The sequence below is a fragment of the Janthinobacterium paucivorans genome (assembly GCF_051380805.1).
GTDB classification, from domain to species: Bacteria; Pseudomonadota; Gammaproteobacteria; order Burkholderiales; family Burkholderiaceae_D; genus Janthinobacterium; species Janthinobacterium lividum_D.
The window spans coordinates 40559-61986 of the sequence record NZ_JBNYXR010000020.1; the positions used below are offsets into that span (position 1 = coordinate 40559).

Annotated in this window: 19 protein-coding genes and 1 pseudogene; all 20 read right to left on the minus strand. The window is 50.9% G+C overall.

All coding sequences use genetic code 11. From position 1 onward, the window contains the following. Positions 1-58 precede the first annotated feature (58 nt). The 20 genes and pseudogenes from ACQ4V8_RS20105 to ACQ4V8_RS20200 all read right to left on the minus strand — a co-directional run bounded on the left by ACQ4V8_RS20105 (position 59) and on the right by ACQ4V8_RS20200 (position 21428). Positions 59-619: a sugar transferase gene (locus ACQ4V8_RS20105; RefSeq protein WP_029496636.1), complete on the minus strand. Its 561-nt coding sequence runs from the start codon at positions 617-619 to the stop codon at positions 59-61. After that, entirely contained in the window at positions 603-1589 is a 987-nt protein-coding gene (locus ACQ4V8_RS20110) for an NAD-dependent epimerase/dehydratase family protein (protein WP_436572077.1), read from the minus strand. The genes ACQ4V8_RS20105 and ACQ4V8_RS20110 overlap by 17 nt, the downstream gene beginning before the upstream one ends. A 60-nt stretch (positions 1590-1649) precedes the next feature. Beyond that, positions 1650-2408: a glycosyltransferase family 2 protein gene (locus ACQ4V8_RS20115; RefSeq protein WP_010401101.1), complete on the minus strand. Its 759-nt coding sequence runs from the start codon at positions 2406-2408 to the stop codon at positions 1650-1652. After that, positions 2398-3966 (minus strand): hypothetical protein, encoded by a 1569-nt coding sequence (locus ACQ4V8_RS20120; RefSeq protein ID WP_436572078.1) that lies wholly within the window; start codon positions 3964-3966, stop codon positions 2398-2400. Before ACQ4V8_RS20120 ends, ACQ4V8_RS20115 begins: the two co-directional genes overlap by 11 nt. 13 nt (positions 3967-3979) lie before the next feature. Next, complete coding sequence (locus ACQ4V8_RS20125; RefSeq protein WP_010401104.1) at positions 3980-5263, minus strand: O-antigen polysaccharide polymerase Wzy; 1284 nt, start codon at positions 5261-5263, stop codon at positions 3980-3982. A gap of 21 nt (positions 5264-5284) precedes the next feature. Beyond that, on the minus strand, positions 5285-6283 hold the full coding sequence (locus ACQ4V8_RS20130) for an acyltransferase (protein ID WP_436572079.1): 999 nt from the start codon (positions 6281-6283) through the stop codon (positions 5285-5287). Further along, positions 6280-7539 carry a hypothetical protein gene (locus tag ACQ4V8_RS20135; protein ID WP_436572080.1) on the minus strand — a complete coding sequence of 420 codons (1260 nt, stop codon included), beginning with the start codon at positions 7537-7539 and terminating at the stop codon, positions 6280-6282. Before ACQ4V8_RS20135 ends, ACQ4V8_RS20130 begins: the two co-directional genes overlap by 4 nt. A gap of 23 nt (positions 7540-7562) precedes the next feature. Then, the gene (locus ACQ4V8_RS20140; protein ID WP_050855962.1) at positions 7563-8513 is read right to left on the minus strand and encodes a phytanoyl-CoA dioxygenase family protein; all 951 of its coding nucleotides are present in this window, start codon (positions 8511-8513) and stop codon (positions 7563-7565) included. Between the two features lie 83 nt (positions 8514-8596). Further along, positions 8597-9535, minus strand: a complete 939-nt coding sequence (locus tag ACQ4V8_RS20145; RefSeq protein WP_010401111.1) for a UDP-glucuronic acid decarboxylase family protein — start codon at positions 9533-9535, stop codon at positions 8597-8599. A gap of 110 nt (positions 9536-9645) precedes the next feature. Then, positions 9646-10971 carry a UDP-glucose dehydrogenase family protein gene (locus tag ACQ4V8_RS20150; RefSeq protein WP_010401113.1) on the minus strand — a complete coding sequence of 442 codons (1326 nt, stop codon included), beginning with the start codon at positions 10969-10971 and terminating at the stop codon, positions 9646-9648. Between the two features lie 116 nt (positions 10972-11087). Then, on the minus strand, positions 11088-12131 hold the full coding sequence (gene pseI / locus ACQ4V8_RS20155; protein ID WP_029496641.1) for a pseudaminic acid synthase: 1044 nt from the start codon (positions 12129-12131) through the stop codon (positions 11088-11090). A 5-nt stretch (positions 12132-12136) separates the two neighbouring features. Then, positions 12137-12685: a UDP-4-amino-4,6-dideoxy-N-acetyl-beta-L-altrosamine N-acetyltransferase gene (gene pseH / locus ACQ4V8_RS20160; protein WP_010401116.1), complete on the minus strand. Its 549-nt coding sequence runs from the start codon at positions 12683-12685 to the stop codon at positions 12137-12139. A 6-nt stretch (positions 12686-12691) separates the two neighbouring features. After that, entirely contained in the window at positions 12692-13789 is a 1098-nt protein-coding gene (gene pseG / locus ACQ4V8_RS20165; protein WP_029496642.1) for a UDP-2,4-diacetamido-2,4,6-trideoxy-beta-L-altropyranose hydrolase, read from the minus strand. Beyond that, positions 13786-15075 carry an aminotransferase class III-fold pyridoxal phosphate-dependent enzyme gene (locus ACQ4V8_RS20170; RefSeq protein WP_029496643.1) on the minus strand — a complete coding sequence of 430 codons (1290 nt, stop codon included), beginning with the start codon at positions 15073-15075 and terminating at the stop codon, positions 13786-13788. Before ACQ4V8_RS20170 ends, pseG begins: the two co-directional genes overlap by 4 nt. Position 15076: 1 nt before the next feature. Beyond that, positions 15077-15856: a cytidylyltransferase domain-containing protein gene (locus ACQ4V8_RS20175; protein WP_010401120.1), complete on the minus strand. Its 780-nt coding sequence runs from the start codon at positions 15854-15856 to the stop codon at positions 15077-15079. Continuing rightward, positions 15853-16755 carry an aldo/keto reductase gene (locus ACQ4V8_RS20180; RefSeq protein WP_010401121.1) on the minus strand — a complete coding sequence of 301 codons (903 nt, stop codon included), beginning with the start codon at positions 16753-16755 and terminating at the stop codon, positions 15853-15855. The genes ACQ4V8_RS20175 and ACQ4V8_RS20180 overlap by 4 nt, the downstream gene beginning before the upstream one ends. Further along, positions 16752-17909: a UDP-4-amino-4,6-dideoxy-N-acetyl-beta-L-altrosamine transaminase gene (gene pseC / locus ACQ4V8_RS20185; RefSeq protein WP_010401122.1), complete on the minus strand. Its 1158-nt coding sequence runs from the start codon at positions 17907-17909 to the stop codon at positions 16752-16754. Before pseC ends, ACQ4V8_RS20180 begins: the two co-directional genes overlap by 4 nt. Positions 17910-17918: 9 nt before the next feature. After that, on the minus strand, positions 17919-18929 hold the full coding sequence (gene pseB / locus ACQ4V8_RS20190; RefSeq protein ID WP_010401124.1) for a UDP-N-acetylglucosamine 4,6-dehydratase (inverting): 1011 nt from the start codon (positions 18927-18929) through the stop codon (positions 17919-17921). Positions 18930-19750: 821 nt separating this feature from the next. Beyond that, a complete protein-coding gene (locus tag ACQ4V8_RS20195; protein WP_436572081.1) occupies positions 19751-20764 on the minus strand; it encodes an integrase core domain-containing protein in 1014 nt (337 codons plus the stop codon). Positions 20765-20845: 81 nt separating this feature from the next. Next, positions 20846-21428: pseudogene (locus ACQ4V8_RS20200) on the minus strand (transposase).

Here is a 21428-nt window from a genome sequence, read left to right on the forward strand (position 1 = left end):
AGCATAATCAATACGCAACTGCCAGACACAATCTCTGACAGACCGGACGAGATATTCATCAATGACTTACTCCATCGCGGCGCACCACCTTCAGGAAAGTCAGGAACAGAATGCGCAGATCCAGTGCCAGCGAACGGCGCTGCAAATACTCAGCATCCAGTTTGACTTTATCTACAATAGGCAACTCATCGCGCCCATTTATTTGCGCCCATCCGGTCAAGCCAGGCAAGATGCCATCGACACCGTGGCGGCTGCGCAGTTCGATCAGATCGTGCTGGTTGAACAAGGCAGGACGTGGGCCGACAAAGCTCATGTTGCCCTTCAAGATACTCCACAGTTGCGGCAATTCGTCGAGGCTGGACTTACGCAAAAAGGAGCCCACCGGAGTCAGAAATTGCTTGGGATCCGGCAGCAAATGTGTCGCAACAGCAGGGGTATCGACACGCATAGTGCGAAATTTTGGCATCTTGAAAATCTTGTTATGCCGCCCGACACGATCAGACCAGTAAACGACGGGACCCGCGGACGTCAGCCGTACCATCAGGGCGACCAGGCTAATCGGAATAAGCAGCAATAACGACGCGATCAACGCCAATACCAAATCAAATACTCGTTTCATTCATCTTCCCTGATATGTATTCCCGTCCCGCGCGTTCAAGTGCCGCGCTACTCTTGTATGGTGCGCGCCAGCCAAGAATGGACCTGGCTTTACTCGTATCGACCAGCAATTGCGCGGTCAACTTCGCATACATCTGCTGCTTCCCGCATAGCGTCGCCATAGCGTGCAGCACTGCCGCAGGGATGGGCAATATGTGCTGTTTTTTGCCCATGCCTGTAGCTATATGCCGGAAAATGTCTCCCAGCATCAAATCTTGCTCATCTGACACAAGAAATGTTTCTCCTGCCGCGGCGGGATGCGTGGCGCACACACGCAAGAAATCCACCAGATTCCAGATGCTCAACAGACTGCGCCGCGAAAGTATTCTACCAAATGGCAATGGTAGGGATTTGGCTGCAAGCTTGAGCAACAAGGAAAAATTTCCTGGTGCATCAGGGCCAAAAACCAGCGTCGGGCGCACAATGACAAACTGCATCTCGCACGCAGGAATCAGCTCCCGTATCATTTGCTCCGCCTCGTACTTGCTGATCGCATACAAGTCATGCGGAGCTGCCGCATCCTTTTCCGTGAATGGGTGGGCAGCACTGGCATTGCCATTCACACCGATCGAGCTGACAAAGACGAAGCGTTTGACGCCACAACGCGCCGCGTCCGCGATCAAGTGCCGCGTCAGCTCCACATTTACCTTGCGAAACTCCACCAACGGATCGGCCACCTCCTCGTGCAAGACATGGGCACGACCGGCAAGGTGAACGACAACGTCGCAGCCCTCGAACAGCCGGCTGTCCGGCGCTAGCGCAGCCAGATCCTGGATAACTTGCGTTATCTTGACCGGCTGCTGCCCCTGCGTACGCGCGATCGCCCGCACCTGATGCTGCTGATCGCTCAAATGTAGGCATAACTGCCTACCGATAAAACCATTTGCACCGGTCACAGCGATATGTCTGGATTTATCTTGACTATTTTGCACAATGTAATTACCTGAAAAAAACTACGATGCCAGCTCAGGCTGGTAAGAGTGAATGATCGTCTATAAATTGCGGTATTTTCTGGACGCGTTCCAGGCATAGTTCACGAAATACCACGATGAAGCCAAAACGCCCAATTTTTCCAGATCACGATAGGCGCGCCATACTTTCATGGCCGATTTGCTTTTGTTACGGGAAAGGGATTGATTGACCACCCGATAACGCATCAAGTCTTCGCGCAAGCCATGCGCTACCAGCCCGCGCTTGAGTACGGTCAGCCACAGGGCAAAATCATCATAATATGTGCGCGTGATGGAAAATGGGCCTGTCTTCTTGCGATCGATGATAGCTGTGGAGGTGGCAATTGCCGTATTGCCTAGCAACTGCCGATACGTGAGGCTGATGGGAATGGTAATCGGTTCGCCACTGCTATCCCCATTCTCGGAAATACGCCGAAAACTGGTATAGGACAAGGGGGCAGCCGTGCTTTCCATGAAAGCCAGCTGACGCGTGAGCTTTTCCGGCAACCACACATCGTCGCTGTCGAGAAACGCAATGTAGCGGCCGCTGGCAGCCTTCAAGGCCGTTTCGCGCGCCACCGCTGCGCCACCGTTAGTTTCATGACGAATCAGGCGAATCCGTGCATCATCGGCAGCCATGCGCTCTATGACCGCGCAAGTATCATCTTTCGAGCAATCATCAACGATCAACATTTCCCAGTGCGGGTAAGACTGGCTTTGCGCCGAACGTATCGTCTCCTCCACAAACCTGGCCGCGTTATAAGCCGGTGTGATGATCGATACTAATTTATTACTTTCCATGCCACGAATCCCCTGTAGGTAACTTTTCACGCGCGCGGTCCAGCCAGCGCAAACCAATACGGCGGCCAATGTCGAGTTCCGGGCGTACAGGCCTTTCCTCATCGAATACAGCCAGCTGATCCCATTTCTTGTCCAGCATCTTGGCAACCACCTCCATTTCGCTACGGTCGTCGGCGGCAATTTCCGGATCATCGGCGTCGAGCATCCCGGAACACAGGGCGCGCACGATCCTGCCGGCGTCGGCGCCCGAAAAATAACGGAAGCGTGATGGCGTCAGCGCTTCGACATAATCCGTGAACTGAGCAAAGCGGCGCGCCATCGTATAGCCGTAGCGCAGAGTGCGGCGAACCACATCGAGTGGTATATGCTGTTCCAATGCCTGCAGCTTGTACAATTCGCTACGCTTGTCCAGATGCAGGGCGATACCCGCTTCCTGATACGTGGAATGGCCCAGGCAGATAATCTTCTTGCCACAGGCACCAGCCTCAAACGCAGCGCTGCTGCCATTGACCAGCAAAATGTCACATTGCTGGATCAAGTCAAAAGTGCTGGCTGTTTCACGCGCGCCGATGCAGCGTATGCCTTGTCCTTTTGCCCAGTCAGCGTAATAGCGTTCGGAACTGGCGCCGTCGGCGATGCCAATCTTTTCACTCCAATTGGGATGGCAACGCAACACCACATTCGCCGCTGGAATCCCCAGCGATGCCAGCACCATTTCGAAGCCTTCCACATAGCTATCCCAACCACTTTCCTGTTCAGGATGCCCCTGGAACTCATTACGGCTACTTGGCAGTATCAACACTTTGGGACCGGCAACGACATCGGTCGGCCAATCAGCCTGAGTGGCATTCAGGTTGTAAGCACGCCACTCCTTCAGATTCGTACGCACAAAGCGCGAGGCGATTAACTGGGCAGCCACCCCAGCCTGGCGCGCGGTCAGCGGCACATCGCGATACTGGATATTCAGACGGTCAACGTCTTTCAAGGACAGACAATTAGCTTGTGGGATGAATTGCAATCCATCACTAAACCACGACCGTTCCATTGTCAGGTAAGGAATGGCCAGCTGTTCGCAAGCATAAGTAATGGCGCGTGTGCCATCCATCCTGCCATTGAAACAAATCACACCTTCCAGTTGATTGGTTTTGATCCATTCAGCGGCATTGCCAAACATCGTTTCAACAGGCTTGTAGAATGTTTCTCTTAACGCCAGATAGTCCGGCAAATGCGTATCGGCTTCAGTTTCGGTACGCAGCAAGGTACATGCGCTCGATGAAGCCAATAAATTACGCTCGTCTTCGGACAAATCCACGCGATGTTTGGCACGTACCGAGATGATTTGCGAAACCGGGAACGAACGGATACCGCCCGCCATGCAAGTCGGGCACTCCGCCAGCTTGGACGTTCCCTTCAGAGCCCGACCATAGCAATTATCAAGCGCACCGTCACACGTCAGAAAGAATACTTCGTGACCTGCCTCCTTCAGCAGTGTCGAAACATAGTACAAATGTTCGACATGAGGCCGAAACGAATACAGGGAAACTAAACCTAAACGCATTTTTACACCTACTTTATTTTGTAATTCTAAATTTGGAAAAAAATACGCCAAACATAATAAATTCGAACACGATAAAGGGGAAGCTCATGATATCTCCGGCAAAAAGCAATGGCGACAAGAAAAGAATCGTATAGACGGAAGATACGAAACCTATGCGGACGAACGACATTTGCTTTGCCTTGGTAAAAAAATTCGCCACACCAACTACCCCCCCCAATACCAAAGCTCCCAAAAACAATAAAATATATCCACCATCATGAAATAATGCCCCGGGCAAAGATGGAAAACGTCCAGCCAGAAACCAATCGTTGCTTTGTGGCCCGATCAGGCCTAATTTTGCGAAAATGTCACGCATATGATTGAATAGAATAAAAGAATCACTCGCATAATCAGTCTGATGCTGCAGATATTCGGCAAATATGAAAGCGCTATGACATAAATAAGTAACAGTCAACATGCCAAATGCGACCAGAGAACCGAAAGTGGGAAATTCTCTCTCCAGAAGCGCCGGCCAGGCTGAAGTCTTCAATCTCATATACTCCTGCATCGCCTGCAGATATTCGGCCCCAGAAACACCATCATGAGTAGCACTGGCACGTGCCATAAATACATAGAAAATATATATAATGGCGACTCCAGCCAATATTATCAATCCTATTTTTGTTTTTTTTGAAAAGGTAAACGCCTGCCCACCGCGCTCAAGTCGGATAACATAAAACGCAATTGCAAAACATAGCGTCAACAAAATAATCGATCTGCCACCTATTAAAATCGAGTTCAACATTAAAAAGAAGAACAATCCGAGTAGGGCAGAGCCTACCTTTACCGGACGCAGGAACTTCGGATTCAGTATGAGAGGGATCAGCGTCAGGATAAAACAGGTTGAGAATGCATATCCAATCATGCTATACGGCGATGACACACCTTCGCGCCCCTCACCCAATTCACGCCACTCTTCCCGAGCACGCGCCAGCGAGCCACCATAATCAATATGCTGCACTTGGATTTTATCGAACATCAAGGCCAGCAAACCGACCAATGCCAATAACAAAGTCAAGCGAATCAACTTATCTGAAACACCTTGAACCTGCTCTAGATAATATCCACTATCCACGCGCAGTTTTCTTTCAAGAAAATAATTTGTTAATACCGCGACCAACGACGTCAGCACTACAAATCCGGCATCCAAAAATACTACTTGGCCCATTTCCGACGTCCTTGAATGTGCTGGTGCGAGCGATACCATCACAAAATATAATATCCAGATCCCCACAAATACACGCAAGCTATAGCTCATAAATCCTGCTTCAATAAAATATCAATTCGACAGTTCGCAAGACAATAATGTCAAGCCATTGCTCAGGGCTAAGCCGGAAAGAACAAACTCATACAGGGCTGCACCGGCGTAGCTCCGCCCTGTCGCCTGTGTAATGGGGAAAGACAGTAAATTGTCACCATCGACCAGCGGTTGCTCATGTTCGCCCAGACGTAACCACCCGCTAGCAGCAGCCTGTACTTTCATGGTAAGGCAGGCTGCAACTTCCGGCGATAGCGCAATTGTGCTACGTTCGCCCATGCGCGCGACCAACATAGGCGCCTGCAACTGGCAATCGAACCCCTCATATAAATAGGGGATTGCGTCACGCTGTGTCGCATCTAAGCTGACCGGTGGTAGCCACTTCAGGCGCTTGCCTATCGGCTTGGCCGGCACACCGGCAACGATACTGTATGGCGCCACAGACTTGCTCACTACCGAACCGGCGCCCACCACGCAGCCGCGCCCTATCGTCACGCCGGGTAGAATTGTCGTATTGACACCAAGCCAGCAGTCTTCGCCAACCGCCACCGGAAGGTCATAATCGCCAGCGGGCCTGGCGCCAGGAGGCGCAGCGACACCATTGAGAAAAAACTGGTCCTGCGATTGAATCGGCAAGCCTGGCCAGCGATCAAAAATATGCGTGCCCGAAGAAATGAAGATATTCGGCGCCAGTATGCAGTTCGCACCGATCCTGACATTGCCGTTCAAGGTTACCCCTTTTTGCAGCGTGGTTCTGTTGCCGATTGACAGCACGCCATTGCTGCGTATTTCAATATCGCGATAAAACCAGCAATGCGAGCCGATCACGACTTGAGACATAGAGCCTATTTCCAACACAGTAGCAGCGCCAATTTTTGTAGAACGACCAATCTGCAGACGCGCGGCATTACCTTCAATAAGGACAGAGGGATGCAGTCGGACACGCTGACACGCCCAAAAAAAACAGCTCCACCAACGCCAAAATGGTGAGAGCTCAAAAATTCTTTTTAATTTTTTCACGAACCAACCTTATATCCTGCAAAAAATGCAACAATAGCATTCACAATATAATTTCCCACAGCCAAAAATAATGCCAACAGAGTAAAATTATACGGATCGTTCATCCAATCAGCACTCTGCAAACCATAACGGCAATACAGGAACGCCATCAAAATCAAAAAAGATTGCGTTATCAACAAACTAATATGCCGATGCACGATAATCAAGTAACTTGACCAAAAATCCGACACCCTGAAGGCTGCTGCCAGCAGTAAAGGCAGGAACAAAGGCAATGCATCGGTATATTGCCTAAACCATTTCGGAATAACCCACGCTATCAGGTAGTTCGCAAAAAATGCTGCCGCAAATGAAAACAACAGCAAGCCAATTGAAACCATGGCTGTGACACGCAATGCTTTTCTATCCGACCCAGCAACCCGCCGCTGCGCGATAAGTGGAAACAAGCCTGCGTTCAACAAGCCCTGTATCGACATGGCGGCCACCAAGGGTATCCACGAAAATGAATACAAGCCGAATTGTTTGGCACTCAGCGCATCGGCGGCAATCCACCGATCAGCACTGCTGCTCAGGAAAGCCAATGTCGTTCCCAGCAACAATATTCCCGCGACAGACCATTCTTTTCGCGTAAAGCCCTTCTTACACAAACGTAGGAAAACACTCCATGAAAAATGCGCGGAGAACAATAACTTCTGCATAATTCCGCCCGCCAGGATTACGGTCACCAGTAACTCGGCCAGCAAAATCCCGATACCCCCGCCACCCAGTAATCCCACAACGCTAGCCAGTACCAAAGAGAAAACTGTTCTTGATAGGATATGCATGGAATACGGGATCATTTCCAACCGACTACGACTGTCCAACGCCAGCAACATGAAACTCTGCAGAGCCCAACCATGTAGGACTGCAATCAAAAAAACTAATGCACTGACCTGCAGCGGAACAAACCGTAACAGCGGCAGAAAACACAGCAACAATGCAGCCACCAAAGTAATGATGCCAGCCTTGCCCAATATCACCAGGCCAAGGCGATAACGATGATGCGCAAATACGGTCGGCAAATCGCGCTGCGCCAATATTTGGAAACCAAAGCTACCAGCCACACAGAAAAAGCCTGATATCAACAATGCTTTGGACAACAATCCAAACTCGGCGACGTCGAGTAATTTTGCATAAATACCGATACGCACCAAGCCAAGCATAGCTGCAAAACCAAGTATTGGTGTATATTTCAGATGCGCAATAGCACGCGCCGTCATTGATCTGATGCGAGCAGCTATATTCAACAATTCACATCCGCAATCTGTTTCAGCCTGTTCGACGCGACATTATCGTGCTGAACGCCATAATCGAACAAGGCAAATTGCATCTGCAGCAGCAATCGTGGCTGATGCATGGGAGTGCTACCTTTATGCATACAATACGTATCTTCGGCAAAACCTGTACCAGCCTTGCCATTAATGCTTAGGATATTCTCTTCGCCATAGAATTGTGCAATTTCCTGGTCACGCCAGCGTCGAACACGGAAGTAATCGCGAAGCCGCAAACGTGGTGGACGCGTATGGGATCCCGGTACGCACACATGCGCCCCATCATTTTCAACGTCGCTCAGATAGAAAAAGAACTTGAAGAAACTGAAATCATCCAAGTCGCTATGAAATACATGCGCGTGACGCATCCTATCCTCGGCAGAAGCATCAACAGGGAAGGTCCACCAGCAATTTGTCCCAACATGCGTAGGAATGCTCCCCAAATACTCGGTAGCAACTAACAACAGGAAAGGATCATTGCGTAACTGTTCTATCGCTGGACAATCTTTTTCAGTATTTAGGTATTGCGCCACCAACACCGGCTTGCCGAGATGCGCTTCGGCATCAAGCCGCTGCCGTGCCATAAAACCTTTTTCAGGTTCTCGATCTGCATAGCATGCGGCTTGATCGGTATATGCGCAAATTTCCGATAGCAAGGACGGTGGCAAGGCCAGGCCAAAAGCCACACCATCACGCCGCAACTCTGCGACAAAGGCGTCCGGATCACGATCGGCAAAAACACTATTGGGCAGAGCAGCACGCAACTGTTGCTTGTATTTAATACAAGCATTTTTGTGCGCAAAATGCCGTCCGGCCTTCACCGCAAGGCGTACCAGTTTGAAACGAGCAATACTGCGCATTGCAACATATCCTGGATTTTTCTTGAATGAACCAGCCAATTGCATCAATTTTGCTACCGCCATTTATGCTCCTAAAGCCATGCATCAGAAAAATTATCAAAGTCGCCAGAAAGGCTGGCAATAACGCCACCCTCTGAAATTCCAGTTTATAGACTTAATTCGTTCTTAAAATACTCGATAGTGCGCGTCAAACCATCTTCCAGGTTGACCTTCGGCTCCCAACCCAACTTCTCCTTCGCCAACGCAATGTTTGGCTGGCGCTGCTTCGGATCGTCTGATGGCAAGGGCTTGAAGACGAGCTTACTGGTCGACCCCGTAAGCTTCAGGACCATTTCTGCCAATTCCAGCATCGTGTATTCACAAGGATTGCCAATATTCACAGGACCTGTGAAGTCTTCTGGCGAATTCATCATGCGAACCATTACATTGATCAAATCATCGACATAGCAGAAGCTGCGAGTTTGCTGACCCTCACCATAGATGGTGATGTCTTCGCCGCGAATAGCCTGCACAATGAAATTGCTGACAACACGACCATCGTTCGGATGCATGCGTGGGCCATAGGTATTGAAGATACGCACTACTTTGATCAACAAAGCATGCTGACGCCAGTAATCAAAGAACAACGTTTCAGCACAGCGCTTGCCTTCGTCGTAGCAACTACGGATGCCCACTGGGTTTACCCGGCCCCAGTACTCTTCCGTTTGCGGATGGACTTCCGGGTCGCCATACACTTCTGACGTTGATGCCTGCAGGATGCGTGCTTGCAGACGCTTTGCCAGTCCCAGCATATTGATGGCGCCATGTACGCTGGTCTTCGTCGTTTGCACCGGATCGAACTGATAGTGCACGGGCGAGGCTGGGCATGCCAAATTGTAGATCTGGTCAACTTCTACATACAAAGGAAATGTGACGTCGTGGCGCATCACTTCGAAATACGGATTGCTCATCAAATGCGCGATGTTGCGCTTGCTGCCGGTAAAGAAATTATCGACACATAACACATCATTACCAGTCTTGATCAACTCCTCGCACAAGTGTGAGCCAAGGAAACCGGCACCGCCGCTTACTAGAATTTTTTTCATCGCAATATACTTTTAAAAGTTTGCCTATTCGGCTTGTTAGGCGGTCAAGTGCCTGTATCTATATGTGGCGATGCAACGGCCAGCAAGGAGAGGGCACGCCTGCGTCGCTACTATACCCGACGGCCAATAGGAAAATACTCAAAACCATGCGAAAGCACCATCGCTGGCTCATAAATATTACGCCCGTCAAAGATCACTGGTGTTTTCAACTTTTCTTTAATCACAGCAAAATCAGGGCTACGAAATTCCTTCCACTCAGTCACGATTACCAAGGCGTCGGCGTCATCGAGGGCGCCCAAATGCGATTTTGCAAAAGTGATGCCTTCTTGCCCGGCATAAATTCGCTTGGCTTCATGCAAGGACACGGGATCGTATGCGCTCACCACGGCACCGGCCGCCAGCAAATCGGCGATCAGTTCCCGGCTCGGTGCTTCACGCATGTCATCCGTGTTCGGCTTAAAGGCCAGGCCCCAGATGGCGAAATGCATGCCCTCAAGAGTAGCGCCAAAACGAGCCTTGATCTTTTTTGTCAGCATATGTTTTTGGGCATTGTTGACTGACTCCACCGCATTCAATATCTGCAAATCCTGCTGGTGCTCCTTGGCTGTGCCGATGAGGGCCTTCACATCTTTAGGGAAACAGGAACCGCCGTAGCCGCAACCTGGATACAAAAAGTGATAACCGATGCGAGGATCAGACCCCATGCCCAGGCGCACCGACTCGATATCAGCACCGAGACGCTCGGACAAATCGGCCAGCTCATTCATAAAGGAAATACGCGTGGCCAGCATCGCGTTCGCAGCATACTTGGTCAATTCGGCCGACTTCACATCCATGATGATCAGACGCTCATGATTACGCTGGAACGGCGCATACAACTCACGCATCAGATGGATAGCCTGCTCATCATCGGCGCCGACGACGATACGGTCAGGACGCATGAAATCGTCGATGGCAGCGCCTTCCTTCAAGAATTCCGGATTCGACACGACACTGTAAGCAAGATCGACAGAACGCGAAGCCAATTCTTCTGCAATAACAGCGGCAACCTTGCTGGCCGTGCCTACCGGCACAGTCGATTTGTCGACAATCACCTTGTAACTGTGCATGTGCTGACCAATGCTACGCGCAGCCGCAAGCACATACTTCAGATCGGCCGAGCCATCTTCATCTGGAGGCGTACCGACAGCGATAAATTGCAGTGCAGCATGGTCAACAGCTTTCTTGACATCGGTGGTGAACTGCAGACGCCCGGCAGCGATATTACGCTGTACCATTTCCAGCAGATGTGGTTCAAAAATAGGAATGCCGCCTTCATTCAGGATACGGATTTTCTCTATATCCAGGTCCAGACACAGCACATTGTTGCCAACCTCCGCAAAACAGGTACCGCTGACCAGGCCAACATAACCCGTGCCTATGACAGTCACATTCATAATATTACTCTTCTAAAATTCTGATACTTTATTAATAAACAATAGCAATCTCGCTTGATGCACGCCCAGTAACAGATGCAGGCGTCAGGGCTATTTGAGCAAGGGGAGTACGACGCCTAACCAATCAGGTCCCAGGTCAAAGGGGTGCCGCGCGATACATCACTGGTCACGCACTTGCCCAGAAAAACATCCATGAATTTGGTCGGCAGGCCGAGGCCAGGACGGATCGCTCGCAAATTTTCCCTGGTTAACATCTGACCGGCCTTGATATCTTGCGTAACGTACAGCGAACGACGAAATTGCAGAGACTTCTTCTCAGCCGCAGTCGGACCGTAAGCAACATGCCCCAGTGCTTGCCAGGCGCGCTCGGTTTCCACCACCAACTGCGCCATTTCAGCCGGTTCCATCGAAAATGTGCTGTCGACGCCGCCGTCGGCACGACTCAAGGTGAAGTGTTTTTCCACCACGCTGGCACCCAGCGCCACGCTAGCAACCGACACGCCTACACCCATCGTATGATCGGACAGGCCGACTTCACAGCCAAACAATTCCCGCAAGTGAGGAATCGTCAAAATATTCGTATTTGCGGCGGTGGCAGGATAAGTGCTGGTGCATTTGAGCAGGATCAAATCGCGGCAACCGGCCTCGCGCGCCGCGCGCACAGTGTCGTCGAGTTCGGCAACGGTTGCCATGCCCGTGGAAATAATCACGGGCTTGCCAGTGGCTGCCACGCGGCGTATCAACGGTAAGTCGGTGTTTTCAAACGATGCAATCTTGTAACAGTCCATGTCCAGCGTTTCCAGGAAGTCGACTGCAGTATCGTCAAACGGTGTACTGAACGGTATCATGCCAAGCTCACGCGCGCGCTTGAAGATCGGTGCGTGCCATTCCCAAGGCGTGTACGCTTCACCGTACAGCTTGTACAGCGATGTACCGGACCATAGGCTATTCGGATCACTGATGTGGAACTCCCGCTCGTCAATATCCAAGGTCATGGTATCGGGCGTATAAGTCTGTATCTTCAAACCATGGGCACCGGTTCTGGCAGCAGCCTCGACGATTTCCAGCGCGCGTTCCAACGATTGATTATGGTTACCAGACATTTCGGCGATAACGAATGGAGCATGACCTAAACCAATATTTCTATCTTTAATTTTCATAGTTATCACCGAAAACAACGGTTGAAGAGAGTATTTTTACTGGCAGCCCATTCCGTGTCGAACAAGGCAAGCGCCACGACATCCTGGAATGATTCAGATTTTTTCATATGCTGCTTGAAAAAACCTTCCTGCTGGAAGCCAAATTTTTTATGTAAATTGAGAACCAATTGATTGAAAGAAAATACCTCGCAACACAGCTTTCTGAAATTTAAAACCTCAAACGCTTGCACCAATGCAAAATATTCCATTGCCGAACCAGAACCCTTTGGAACATCTGTCTCACCGAGATAAAATGCCCAATCAGATCGACGGTCCGAAACATTAACTTTTGTAAAAGAAACAAAGCCAACTGGCCTTGCTTGATATTCAAAAACAAAATATTGATTAATCGTATCAAGCAACGCCTTTTCAAACCATTTATTGTGCTCCAGATCACCAATAATATGGTCCGTATACATATTCTTCCGGATAATATCTTTATTACGCCAATTTCGTAATAAATCACGATCCGAAGGCTTAATTTTTCTTAAACTATAATCGACAAAAGATGGCATATTTAATTAGCAAAGAGTAGTAAAGATGGTTTCTTGAATTTTTTTTGCGCCATGACCGACCAAGGAATTGCTAATTTTAGACATACTTAAAAGTATATCCTTCTTATCAATGTAGTCATTCAAGATCTCATATATTTGACGACTAGATATCTTTCCAGACTCTCCAATTATTTTCAATGCGCCGATTTTTTCCAGATCTCGAGCAGCACTTTCCTGATTCTTCGCCAGAATAATGATCAAACTCGGTAAACTAAGATAGCCGCGTTCCCATAATGTGGAACCACCTGCACCGATAGCCAGATCAGCAGCCAGCATCAATTCCGCAATATTGTCTATCTGATAGTGATATTCAAAATTTTCCGTTTCTTCACATAACGCCTGGATCAAGGAACAATGTGGATTGCTTGCACCAACGACCACGTCCACCTCAAGATCTGCACGTTTCAGCATACGCAGGGCATGAATAACACTACTTGTTTCATTGGCAGGATCTGCCCCCCCCAAAAAAACAATAATCCGCTTTACAGTCCCATCACGTAGCCTTAAGTGATTATGCATCCGGATAAACTCAGGACGCAATAAAGCATAGGCAGGACCAAGCAACTTCGTGGATGTCAAAGGGATCAAATTATCATACCGCGATTGCATGTCGTAATAATAATTTTGGTCCAGCAATATATCGCAATCATGTTGACGATCGGCAAGGTCATCGATCACCATCATTTTTCGGGAAAACTTGGCAATCTGCCGTTCCCATTCCAGTTCAAGAGCATAATGATCAACAATTATGCAATCGGATATAGGCCGTTGTAACAATACGCTGCTGACTTCGATAATTTCCTGTTGCAACGGCACACCCAGCCAATATAAATGCGCAGGATAGTCTCCCCCCGTGTCTTGTCTGACACTGGAGGATGTAAGTCGAATTACCTCATATCCCTTTAACGATAGCCAGTCAATATAATTGCCAGGAAAATCTCGGCAAATAAAAGTTACGCTAGCGCCATTGGCTCTAAGTTCATCAGCAAGTGTGGCGCACCGCATGACATGCCCACTTCCCATTTGCACCGAAGCATCTGTGCGAATGACGATAGATCTTTTCATCGCACCTTAAACAAAGGTTCAAGTGGCTTGCAACGCAACAGTCCTTCCAGCGTGTCATCTCTCACTGCATTAACGAGCATGGGAATAACCTCTTCATATGCGGAAAACAATTGATGCAGATCGCTATCGCTATGGCTATAGTTGACATTATGTGAACCAAACGTCAATATTCCGCGCGCCAGCATTTCTTGCATAAACAAGGTCTTGATGTCCCATTGCGTATACGAGCCAGCATCCTTGATCAGCACGAAACTCCAGCTCGAATGTCCGGCGACGCTCATGATATGCTCGGCCCCATTGGCAACGATGATAGCGTTGAGACGATCGATAATTTTTTGGCCTTGTTTCTTGATCGTCGCCACGACAGGTTCGCGCTGCAATTTTTCCATCGTGGCCAAAGCCGCCGCCAGCGACAGCGTTTCGCCACCGAAGGTGAACGAGAAGAAGATTTCCTCCATCAGCTTCATGACATCGGCGCGGCCAGCGATGGCAGATACCGGATAACCATTCGCCAGGCCCTTACCGAACGTCGCGAGATCGGGCGTGACGCCAAACAGCTCTTGCGCACCGCCATTGGCGTAGCGGAATCCAGTAATGGTTTCATCAAAGATGAGCAGCGCACCGTGTTTGTGGGCCAGTTCCTTGACGCCTTCAAGGAAACCTTCCACCGGTGCGTAAACATTCATCGGCTCGAGCATCACGGCCGAGATCTGCTCGGGGAAGTCGGCAAACAGCCTTTCCAGCGAAGCCAGGTCATTGTAGACAAAGGTATGCGTCAGTTCGCGCGTGGCAGCGGGGACGCCGCGGTTACGCGCGGTCGAACCGATGTACCAGTCCTGCCAACCATGGTAGCCGCACACGGCTACGTGTTCGCGATTAGTATACGCGCGTGCAAGGCGTATCGCACCGGCGGTAGCATCGGAACCATTCTTGCCAAAACGCACCATCTCGGCGCAAGGAACGATTTCGCAGATTTTTTCCGCAACCTGCATTTCAATCTGATGCGGAAGACTAAAAATTACGCCCTCCTCCATTTGCGCCTTGACCGCATTGTTTACATCCGCATCGTTATAGCCAAGGGTGATCGATGCCAAACTGCTGATGAAGTCGATGTATTCATTACCATCGACATCCCATACATGACTACCCTTGCCACGTTGAATAAAATAGGGCGAAACACCCAATGGAAATTGGGTTTTACTCTTACTGAAAGTCTGCGATCCGAGCGGGATCGTTTTAAGGGCGCGTTCCAATAACTCTTCAGAGCGTTGATAGCGTGTAGACATATTAGTTCTCTATAGTGGGGAGGGTAGTCGATATAGCATCGGCATCGAGCGATTTTTTATATCCCTCGTTACGTCTATACATAGTGTTCCAATTTACTAATTCGGGGCGCTGGTCAAGGAGGGATAGGACATCCTGCATTGAAAACCGCGTATTTTTCCGATACAGTTCATCATAAATCATGGAGACCAGTTCGAAATCCTTCTGTTCATCTACCGTCCAGCGCAAGTGCGACAAATCCGTGGCGTTACGGTACACGCCCACCTTATAGCGCTCGGCTTGCTGGTGAATAAATGGCGTGACGTGTTCGCGTTGCGACGGCAGACGCGCTTCGCGCCACGCCTCGTCCAAGCAGTAGGCACGGAAAATTTCCACATCTAGGCCATCCGGGTAAGTGGCCTCCAAGCTGTTGTTCACGTAGTCATAGCCGCCTGCCAAATAGAACGCGATGACCTCGTCGATCAGCGCCGGGTCAGTCAGCGGACAATCGGCCGTCAGACGCACTATATGCTCGGGCGCAAAGGTATGTGCGGCCTGGTAAAAACGCTCCAGCACGTCGTTCAGATCACCCCTGAAGCAAGCAATACCGTTGGCCACACACAATGCTTCAATCGGGTCGTCGGACGCTTCGCGGCTCGTTGCCACCAGCAATTGATCGATCTGGCGCACGTCGCGCAAACGTTCGATCTGACGCAGCAGCATCGGCTCGCCCAGCAAGGGCTTGAGCACCTTGCCTGGCAGCCGCGACGACGAAACACGGGCTTGCAATATTGCCAATATCATGATTTCTCCTTTGAATGCTGCCACAAGGCGGGATTAACGAACAATTCGTCGCTGAGCGCAAATGCATCATAGTCGGCGCGCGCAGTGCCTGCCACCGCGTGTCCGGCCGCCGCACATATTTCATGCAATTGCATTCCGGAATTGACGCCACATATCACGCGGTCGATTTCTTCCAGTCCAGTCACAAAGCCCAACGCGGCTTGCAGCGGTGTCAAAGCTTGCCCGGCAATAAAACGATGATAGGCAGCCAAATGCTCGCGCACACCGTCAAAATGGGCAGGCAATTCGTGGGGTGCCATCAGCAGCAAGCCTTGCAGGAAAGCGGAACGAGCATGTATTTCGACGCCGGCCTGTTTCAACTTGCGCAAATGTCCGCTATGCAGCAAGCGCTGGTCCAGCACGTTGATAGGCAGCTGAATCAGGTCGATCGGGAAGCGCGCCAGTACGGCATCAATCTGCTGCCCGGTATAGACGGACACGCCAATCTTGCTGACCAAGCCCCGCTGCTTCAACAGCGCCATGCGCGCCATCAGCACTTCTCCGCCGGGCAATAGCAAATCGTCGACGCGGTGGATCAGCAGGCCATAAACGCTGCGACGCTGCAGCTTGCGCAACGAAGCGTGCAGGCTGTCTTCCAGTTGCTGCGCCGCTAGTTCGCTCAGCGTCGAACCGGCAAACTGCGGTGTTTTGGTCACGATATCGAAAGGCGAGGCAGGCGACATCGTGCGGCCGAGCACCGCCTCGCTGTCGCCATACAGTGCCGCCGTATCGATCAATGTCAATTGCAGCTGGGCCGCAGCGGCCAGAATCGCCGCCACTTCCCCTTCGCTTACCTTGCCTGCCGTATTGGCGATGCCATAATCGAGCCCGAACTGAACTGCGCCCAAGCCGATTTTCATCTCAGCGCTTTCCGCAAGGCCTCGATAACGCGGTCTTGCTGCTCTTCCGTGAGGGTGGCATACATGGGCAGGCTGATGGCTTGCGAATAATAATGTTCCGCTTCCGGGAAATCACCAGACTTGAAGCCTTTTGCCTCATAGTAAGGCTGGATATGCACGGGAATATAGTGCAGATTGACGCCTATCGATTGCGCGCGCAGGGCGTCGAAGACGTCGCGGTGCGTCTGCGTCAAGCGCTCGGTTTGCAGGCGGATCACGTACAGGTGCAGGCCCGAATAACCGTCAGGATGCTGCCATGGCGTGATGACAGGAAAATCTGCCAGCAAGGCATCATAGCGGCGCGCCATCACATGGCGATGGGCCACGAATGCATCGAGCCGCGTCATCTGGCTCAAACCAAGCGCTGCCTGCATATCGGTCATGCGGTAGTTGTAGCCGAGCGTGACCTGCTGGTAATACCATGCACCATCAGGCGCATGTGTCATCAGCTCAGGGTCGCGCGTGATGCCATGGCTGCGTAGTTGCTGCAGGCTGGTCGCCAGCTGTGCATCTTGCGTGGTCGCCATGCCGCCTTCGGCACTGGTAATAATTTTAACAGGGTGAAAGCTGAAGACGGTAATGTCGCTGTAGCGACAATTGCCTATAGGTTCGCCACGATACTTGCCGCCGATGGCATGCGAAGCATCTTCGATAATCTTGAAGCCATATTCCTGCCCCAATGCATGGATGGCCAGCATATCGCAAGGCTGCCCCGTCAAATGCACGGGGATGACCACCTTCGGCAAACGCCCGGCCAACTTCGCCTGTGACAGCTTGCGCGCCAAGGCCTCAACGCTCAGATTGTAGGTGCGCGCATCGATATCGACAAAGTCGACATCGGCGCCACAATACAAGGCGCAATTAGCACTGGCAACAAAGGTATTTGGACTGGTCCAGACCAGATCCCCGGGGCCGACACCCAATGCCAGGCATGCGATATGCAAGGCACTCGTCGCGCTATTGACCGCTATCGCGTGGGACACACCACAATATGCAGCCAGCGCTTGCTCAAACGCCGGCACTGCCGGCCCCTGCGTCAGAAAGTCAGAGCGCAAGACATCGACGACAGCCTGAATATCGGCCTCGGAAATATCCTGTCGACCGTAAGGAATCATCGTCATATTTTACGCTGTGTGAGTAGGGTCAACGTGAGCCTGGATCAACTCGCGCAATTGTTCTTTGCTCAGGAAATCGGTATTGCTGCCGCTGTCATAACAGAAACCCGGCTGCACCAATTTGGCACCCATTTTATCGCAGTACTCTTGCGTCGAATACTTGGCGCCCATCGGCAGAATGGCGTAATACTTGCCCATATCAACCGTATTGAAACTGTCGCTGGAAGTAATCATTTCCTCATGAATTTTTTCACCTGGACGCACGCCGACAACAGGGAAACTGCATTCTGGACCGATTGCTTCAGCCACATCAGTGATGCGATAGGAAGGAATTTTCGGCACCAGCACTTCGCCGCCCCAGGCGTTCTCGAGCGACCACAGAACCATGTCCACGCCCTCTTGCAAGCTGATATTGAAGCGAGTCATGGCAGTATCAGTGATCGGCAGGACGCCCGTCGCGCGACGCTCGAGGAAGAATGGAATCACCGAACCGCGGCTGCCCATGACATTACCGTAGCGGACAACGCTGAAACGCAGATCGCGATGGCCAACGATATTATTTGCTGCAACGAAGAGCTTGTCCGAGCACAGCTTGGTAGCGCCGTAAAGATTGATCGGGGCGGCAGCCTTGTCAGTAGACAAGGCAACGACACGCTGTACCTTGGTATCGAGGCAAGCCTCGATCAGATTTTGCGCACCCAGCACATTGGTTTTGATGCATTCAAACGGGTTATATTCCGCCGCCGGCACTTGTTTCAGCGCTGCAGCATGAATCACAATATCAATACCTTCGAGCGCGCGACGCAGGCGAGCTTCGTCGCGGATATCCCCGATAAAGTAACGGATACCGGCGTACTTATCATCCGAAAACTCATGCGCCATTTCAAACTGTTTCAATTCATCGCGCGAAAATACCACGAGGCGCTTGATGGTCGGATAACGCTCCAGCACCGTTTTGACAAAGGCCTTGCCGAACGAACCCGTTCCGCCGGTAATAAGAATAGACTTATCTGATAACATTTTTTAATATAAATTGAATGAGAATAACGGATTAAACAAACGCAACATGCTCGCCGATTACCGACATCATTAGCAAATCGGCACCGCACCCACCAGAGCGACTCGATAGCACATTGCACTAACCATGAGAAGGAAAAAGTGGCGATTGCCCGAGACTCAGCCGGACATCCATTTACACTAGCTTGGACAGAGCAAAAAAAATTGACGCGCCTCAGAACAGGAACTGAAACAAGCTCAAAGTAGTCCAGAGCCTGAGCTTTACAACCAGCCACTTTGTCAACCTAACAATCTATGACACATCCCCACATCAAAGTGGGCGTGTACTCAAGGGAGATAAGAGTGTACTGGATGATGTCTACGCAAGATAACTCTAATTGCTTTTTAAAAAACACACTCCCCCATTTTAACATTATTGTCTTGCTAAAAATACAGAATTCTCGTCTAAAAAACCACATTCCGCTATGTAGTGAAGGCTAAATCAGCACGACAACAACGGCAAAAAACGCAAATTACCTGCAGAAATAGACTATCGCATGTGGAAAAATGATTTCAAATATGCAAGTAATGACGCGATGAGTGGCGATGTGCTTGGCAGCCTCGCATGGTGCTTCTGCGGTAAGACACAAGCACCGCAGCCCCTCCACCACACCCATCCCACACACCAGTGACGGCAGTCCGCGCTCACAACAAACACCAGTGCGACATTTTCAGATAATGTCTTCCAGTCGTGCATAATATATGCACCGCCGCCAATTTTCTAACCGTCTTGCATGGTTTTACACCTTGTCACAATTACGTGCGAGCATAGCCCATACCGCCCTCTATAATGCCGGATTGCATGCTCGATTCTGCGGCACATGCTTGTACTGCACCTGCGTGAGGAAAGCTAATACTTTATATCTATAAAGACCCGCTTGCTCATAAACGCGTTTAACAAATAATTCCGGTTTTTTAGCTTGCCATTTCTTCATCGACTGAATCGGCGTTTCGTTATTCAGCGCGCGCTGTGGAATGTTGTGATTGTAGATTTTCAGATAAATGCGCAGGGTTGATTCGAGCTCGTCCTTGGACGCGAAGCGCGTCTGGTTGACGACCTCGCTGATGCGGCCGTTGAAGCGTTCAACCATGCCGTTGGTCTGTGGATGACGTGGCGGGATCAGGCGATGTTCTATCACCAACTGCTGGCACAGCACGTCAAGCGCGTGCTTGCCACTAGGCATCCGATCGCCCGCTTCCGGGTCTTTTTTCTTACTGGTAAAGCGGTCGGTGAACTGGCGACCATTGTCGGTGAGCAGCTCGACGATGGTGATCGGACAGGCATTGTTGAGCTTGATCAGGAAGTCGGTGCTGCTGCTGTCGGACTGGTAACGGCGTTCGGTTTCGGCGGGCATCTGCGGCAAGTACTTGATATACATATGCAAAAAGCCGGGCTCGTAGTCCTTGAACGACTTTTTGGTGACGGGCTTGTCGGTTTCCCAGGTAGCAAGTTCAAGCAGGCTGGAGACACCATGGCGGCGCAGGCAGCGCCCCAGACCAGCGCGCAAGACTGCTGGATTGATGAACTCACGCGTGACCGCCAGCAGGTCGTCGGTGGGCAGCATCAAGGTTTTGCGCAGTTCGATCACGACCAGTTCCTGCTCTGGCGTGAGCGTCGTTTTCAGCGTCTTTGGACAATGCGGACCATCGTCCGGACTGTCGCGATCCTGCCATTTGCGAATCGTTTGCCGCGTACCGCTGTAGAGTCGCGCCAGTTCGGCTTGTGGCAACGTCGATTTCTTGATTTCCTCGCGGATCAGGTGGGTCGGTCGCGCTTGGCTGTGGAGAGCTTGGACCATCAGGCTACCAGTAAAAGATCAGATTGGAACATTGTACGCAAAACTTGACTGGCCTTAAAGAGTAGCCAACTACGCACCTGATTATGTCCATACCTCAGACGGCCGCAGAATCTTTTTCTTCGGACACGGCCTTGTTTGCGTGGCAGCAACTGCGAGCCTTGATACCAGCGCAGCCAAGTTGTCCCGCCGGTTGAACCGATACTGAACTTCAGCAAGATAGCGATAAGAATACTTGGCAAAGCCGAAGGCCTGGTGCGGGCCGGACAACGTAATCTTGAGGTTGCCGAATCAGTTTGTGTTTGAGCAGCCATGCCGCCTTCCACGACACTCCCAGCTGGCGCATCATCGCCAGCGCGGCAATATTGGTCTTGGACTGCGTCATCAGGTCAATCGCAAGATACCATGTCGTCAGCGGCAGGCGCCCATGGTCCATGATCGTGCCAGCACGCAGACTGCTCTGGTAGCGGCACGCTTTGCATCGCCAGTATCGATTGCATTTGCGCTGAAACTCGTAAGCGTAGGCGTGTTGGCAACGCGGGCATTTGAATCCACTTGGCCACCTGGCCTTTTCCAGCGCCTTTTCACATTGCTCGTCGGTGCCGTAGTCCCTCATGAACTGCCCAAGAGACAAGCCTTTCTGAAACTGAACTGGATTAATCGCCAT

Bases quoted from the DNA above. Each gene is read 5' to 3' on its own strand.
- ACQ4V8_RS20105 (WP_029496636.1), bottom strand. From the start codon at position 619: ATGAAACGAGTATTTGATTTGGTATTGGCGTTGATCGCGTCGTTATTG.
- ACQ4V8_RS20115 (WP_010401101.1), bottom strand. From the start codon at position 2,408: ATGGAAAGTAATAAATTAGTATCGATCATCACACCGGCTTATAACGCG.
- ACQ4V8_RS20120 (WP_436572078.1), bottom strand. From the start codon at position 3,966: ATGCGTTTAGGTTTAGTTTCCCTGTATTCGTTTCGGCCTCATGTCGAA.
- ACQ4V8_RS20125 (WP_010401104.1), bottom strand. From the start codon at position 5,263: ATGAGCTATAGCTTGCGTGTATTTGTGGGGATCTGGATATTATATTTT.
- ACQ4V8_RS20135 (WP_436572080.1), bottom strand. From the start codon at position 7,539: ATGACGGCGCGTGCTATTGCGCATCTGAAATATACACCAATACTTGGT.
- ACQ4V8_RS20140 (WP_050855962.1), bottom strand. From the start codon at position 8,513: ATGGCGGTAGCAAAATTGATGCAATTGGCTGGTTCATTCAAGAAAAAT.
- ACQ4V8_RS20145 (WP_010401111.1), bottom strand. From the start codon at position 9,535: ATGAAAAAAATTCTAGTAAGCGGCGGTGCCGGTTTCCTTGGCTCACAC.
- ACQ4V8_RS20150 (WP_010401113.1), bottom strand. From the start codon at position 10,971: ATGAATGTGACTGTCATAGGCACGGGTTATGTTGGCCTGGTCAGCGGT.
- pseI (WP_029496641.1), bottom strand. From the start codon at position 12,131: ATGAAAATTAAAGATAGAAATATTGGTTTAGGTCATGCTCCATTCGTT.
- pseH (WP_010401116.1), bottom strand. From the start codon at position 12,685: ATGCCATCTTTTGTCGATTATAGTTTAAGAAAAATTAAGCCTTCGGAT.
- pseG (WP_029496642.1), bottom strand. From the start codon at position 13,789: ATGAAAAGATCTATCGTCATTCGCACAGATGCTTCGGTGCAAATGGGA.
- ACQ4V8_RS20170 (WP_029496643.1), bottom strand. From the start codon at position 15,075: ATGTCTACACGCTATCAACGCTCTGAAGAGTTATTGGAACGCGCCCTT.
- ACQ4V8_RS20175 (WP_010401120.1), bottom strand. From the start codon at position 15,856: ATGATATTGGCAATATTGCAAGCCCGTGTTTCGTCGTCGCGGCTGCCA.
- ACQ4V8_RS20180 (WP_010401121.1), bottom strand. From the start codon at position 16,755: ATGAAAATCGGCTTGGGCGCAGTTCAGTTCGGGCTCGATTATGGCATC.
- pseC (WP_010401122.1), bottom strand. From the start codon at position 17,909: ATGATTCCTTACGGTCGACAGGATATTTCCGAGGCCGATATTCAGGCT.
- pseB (WP_010401124.1), bottom strand. From the start codon at position 18,929: ATGTTATCAGATAAGTCTATTCTTATTACCGGCGGAACGGGTTCGTTC.
- ACQ4V8_RS20195 (WP_436572081.1), bottom strand. From the start codon at position 20,764: ATGGTCCAAGCTCTCCACAGCCAAGCGCGACCGACCCACCTGATCCGC.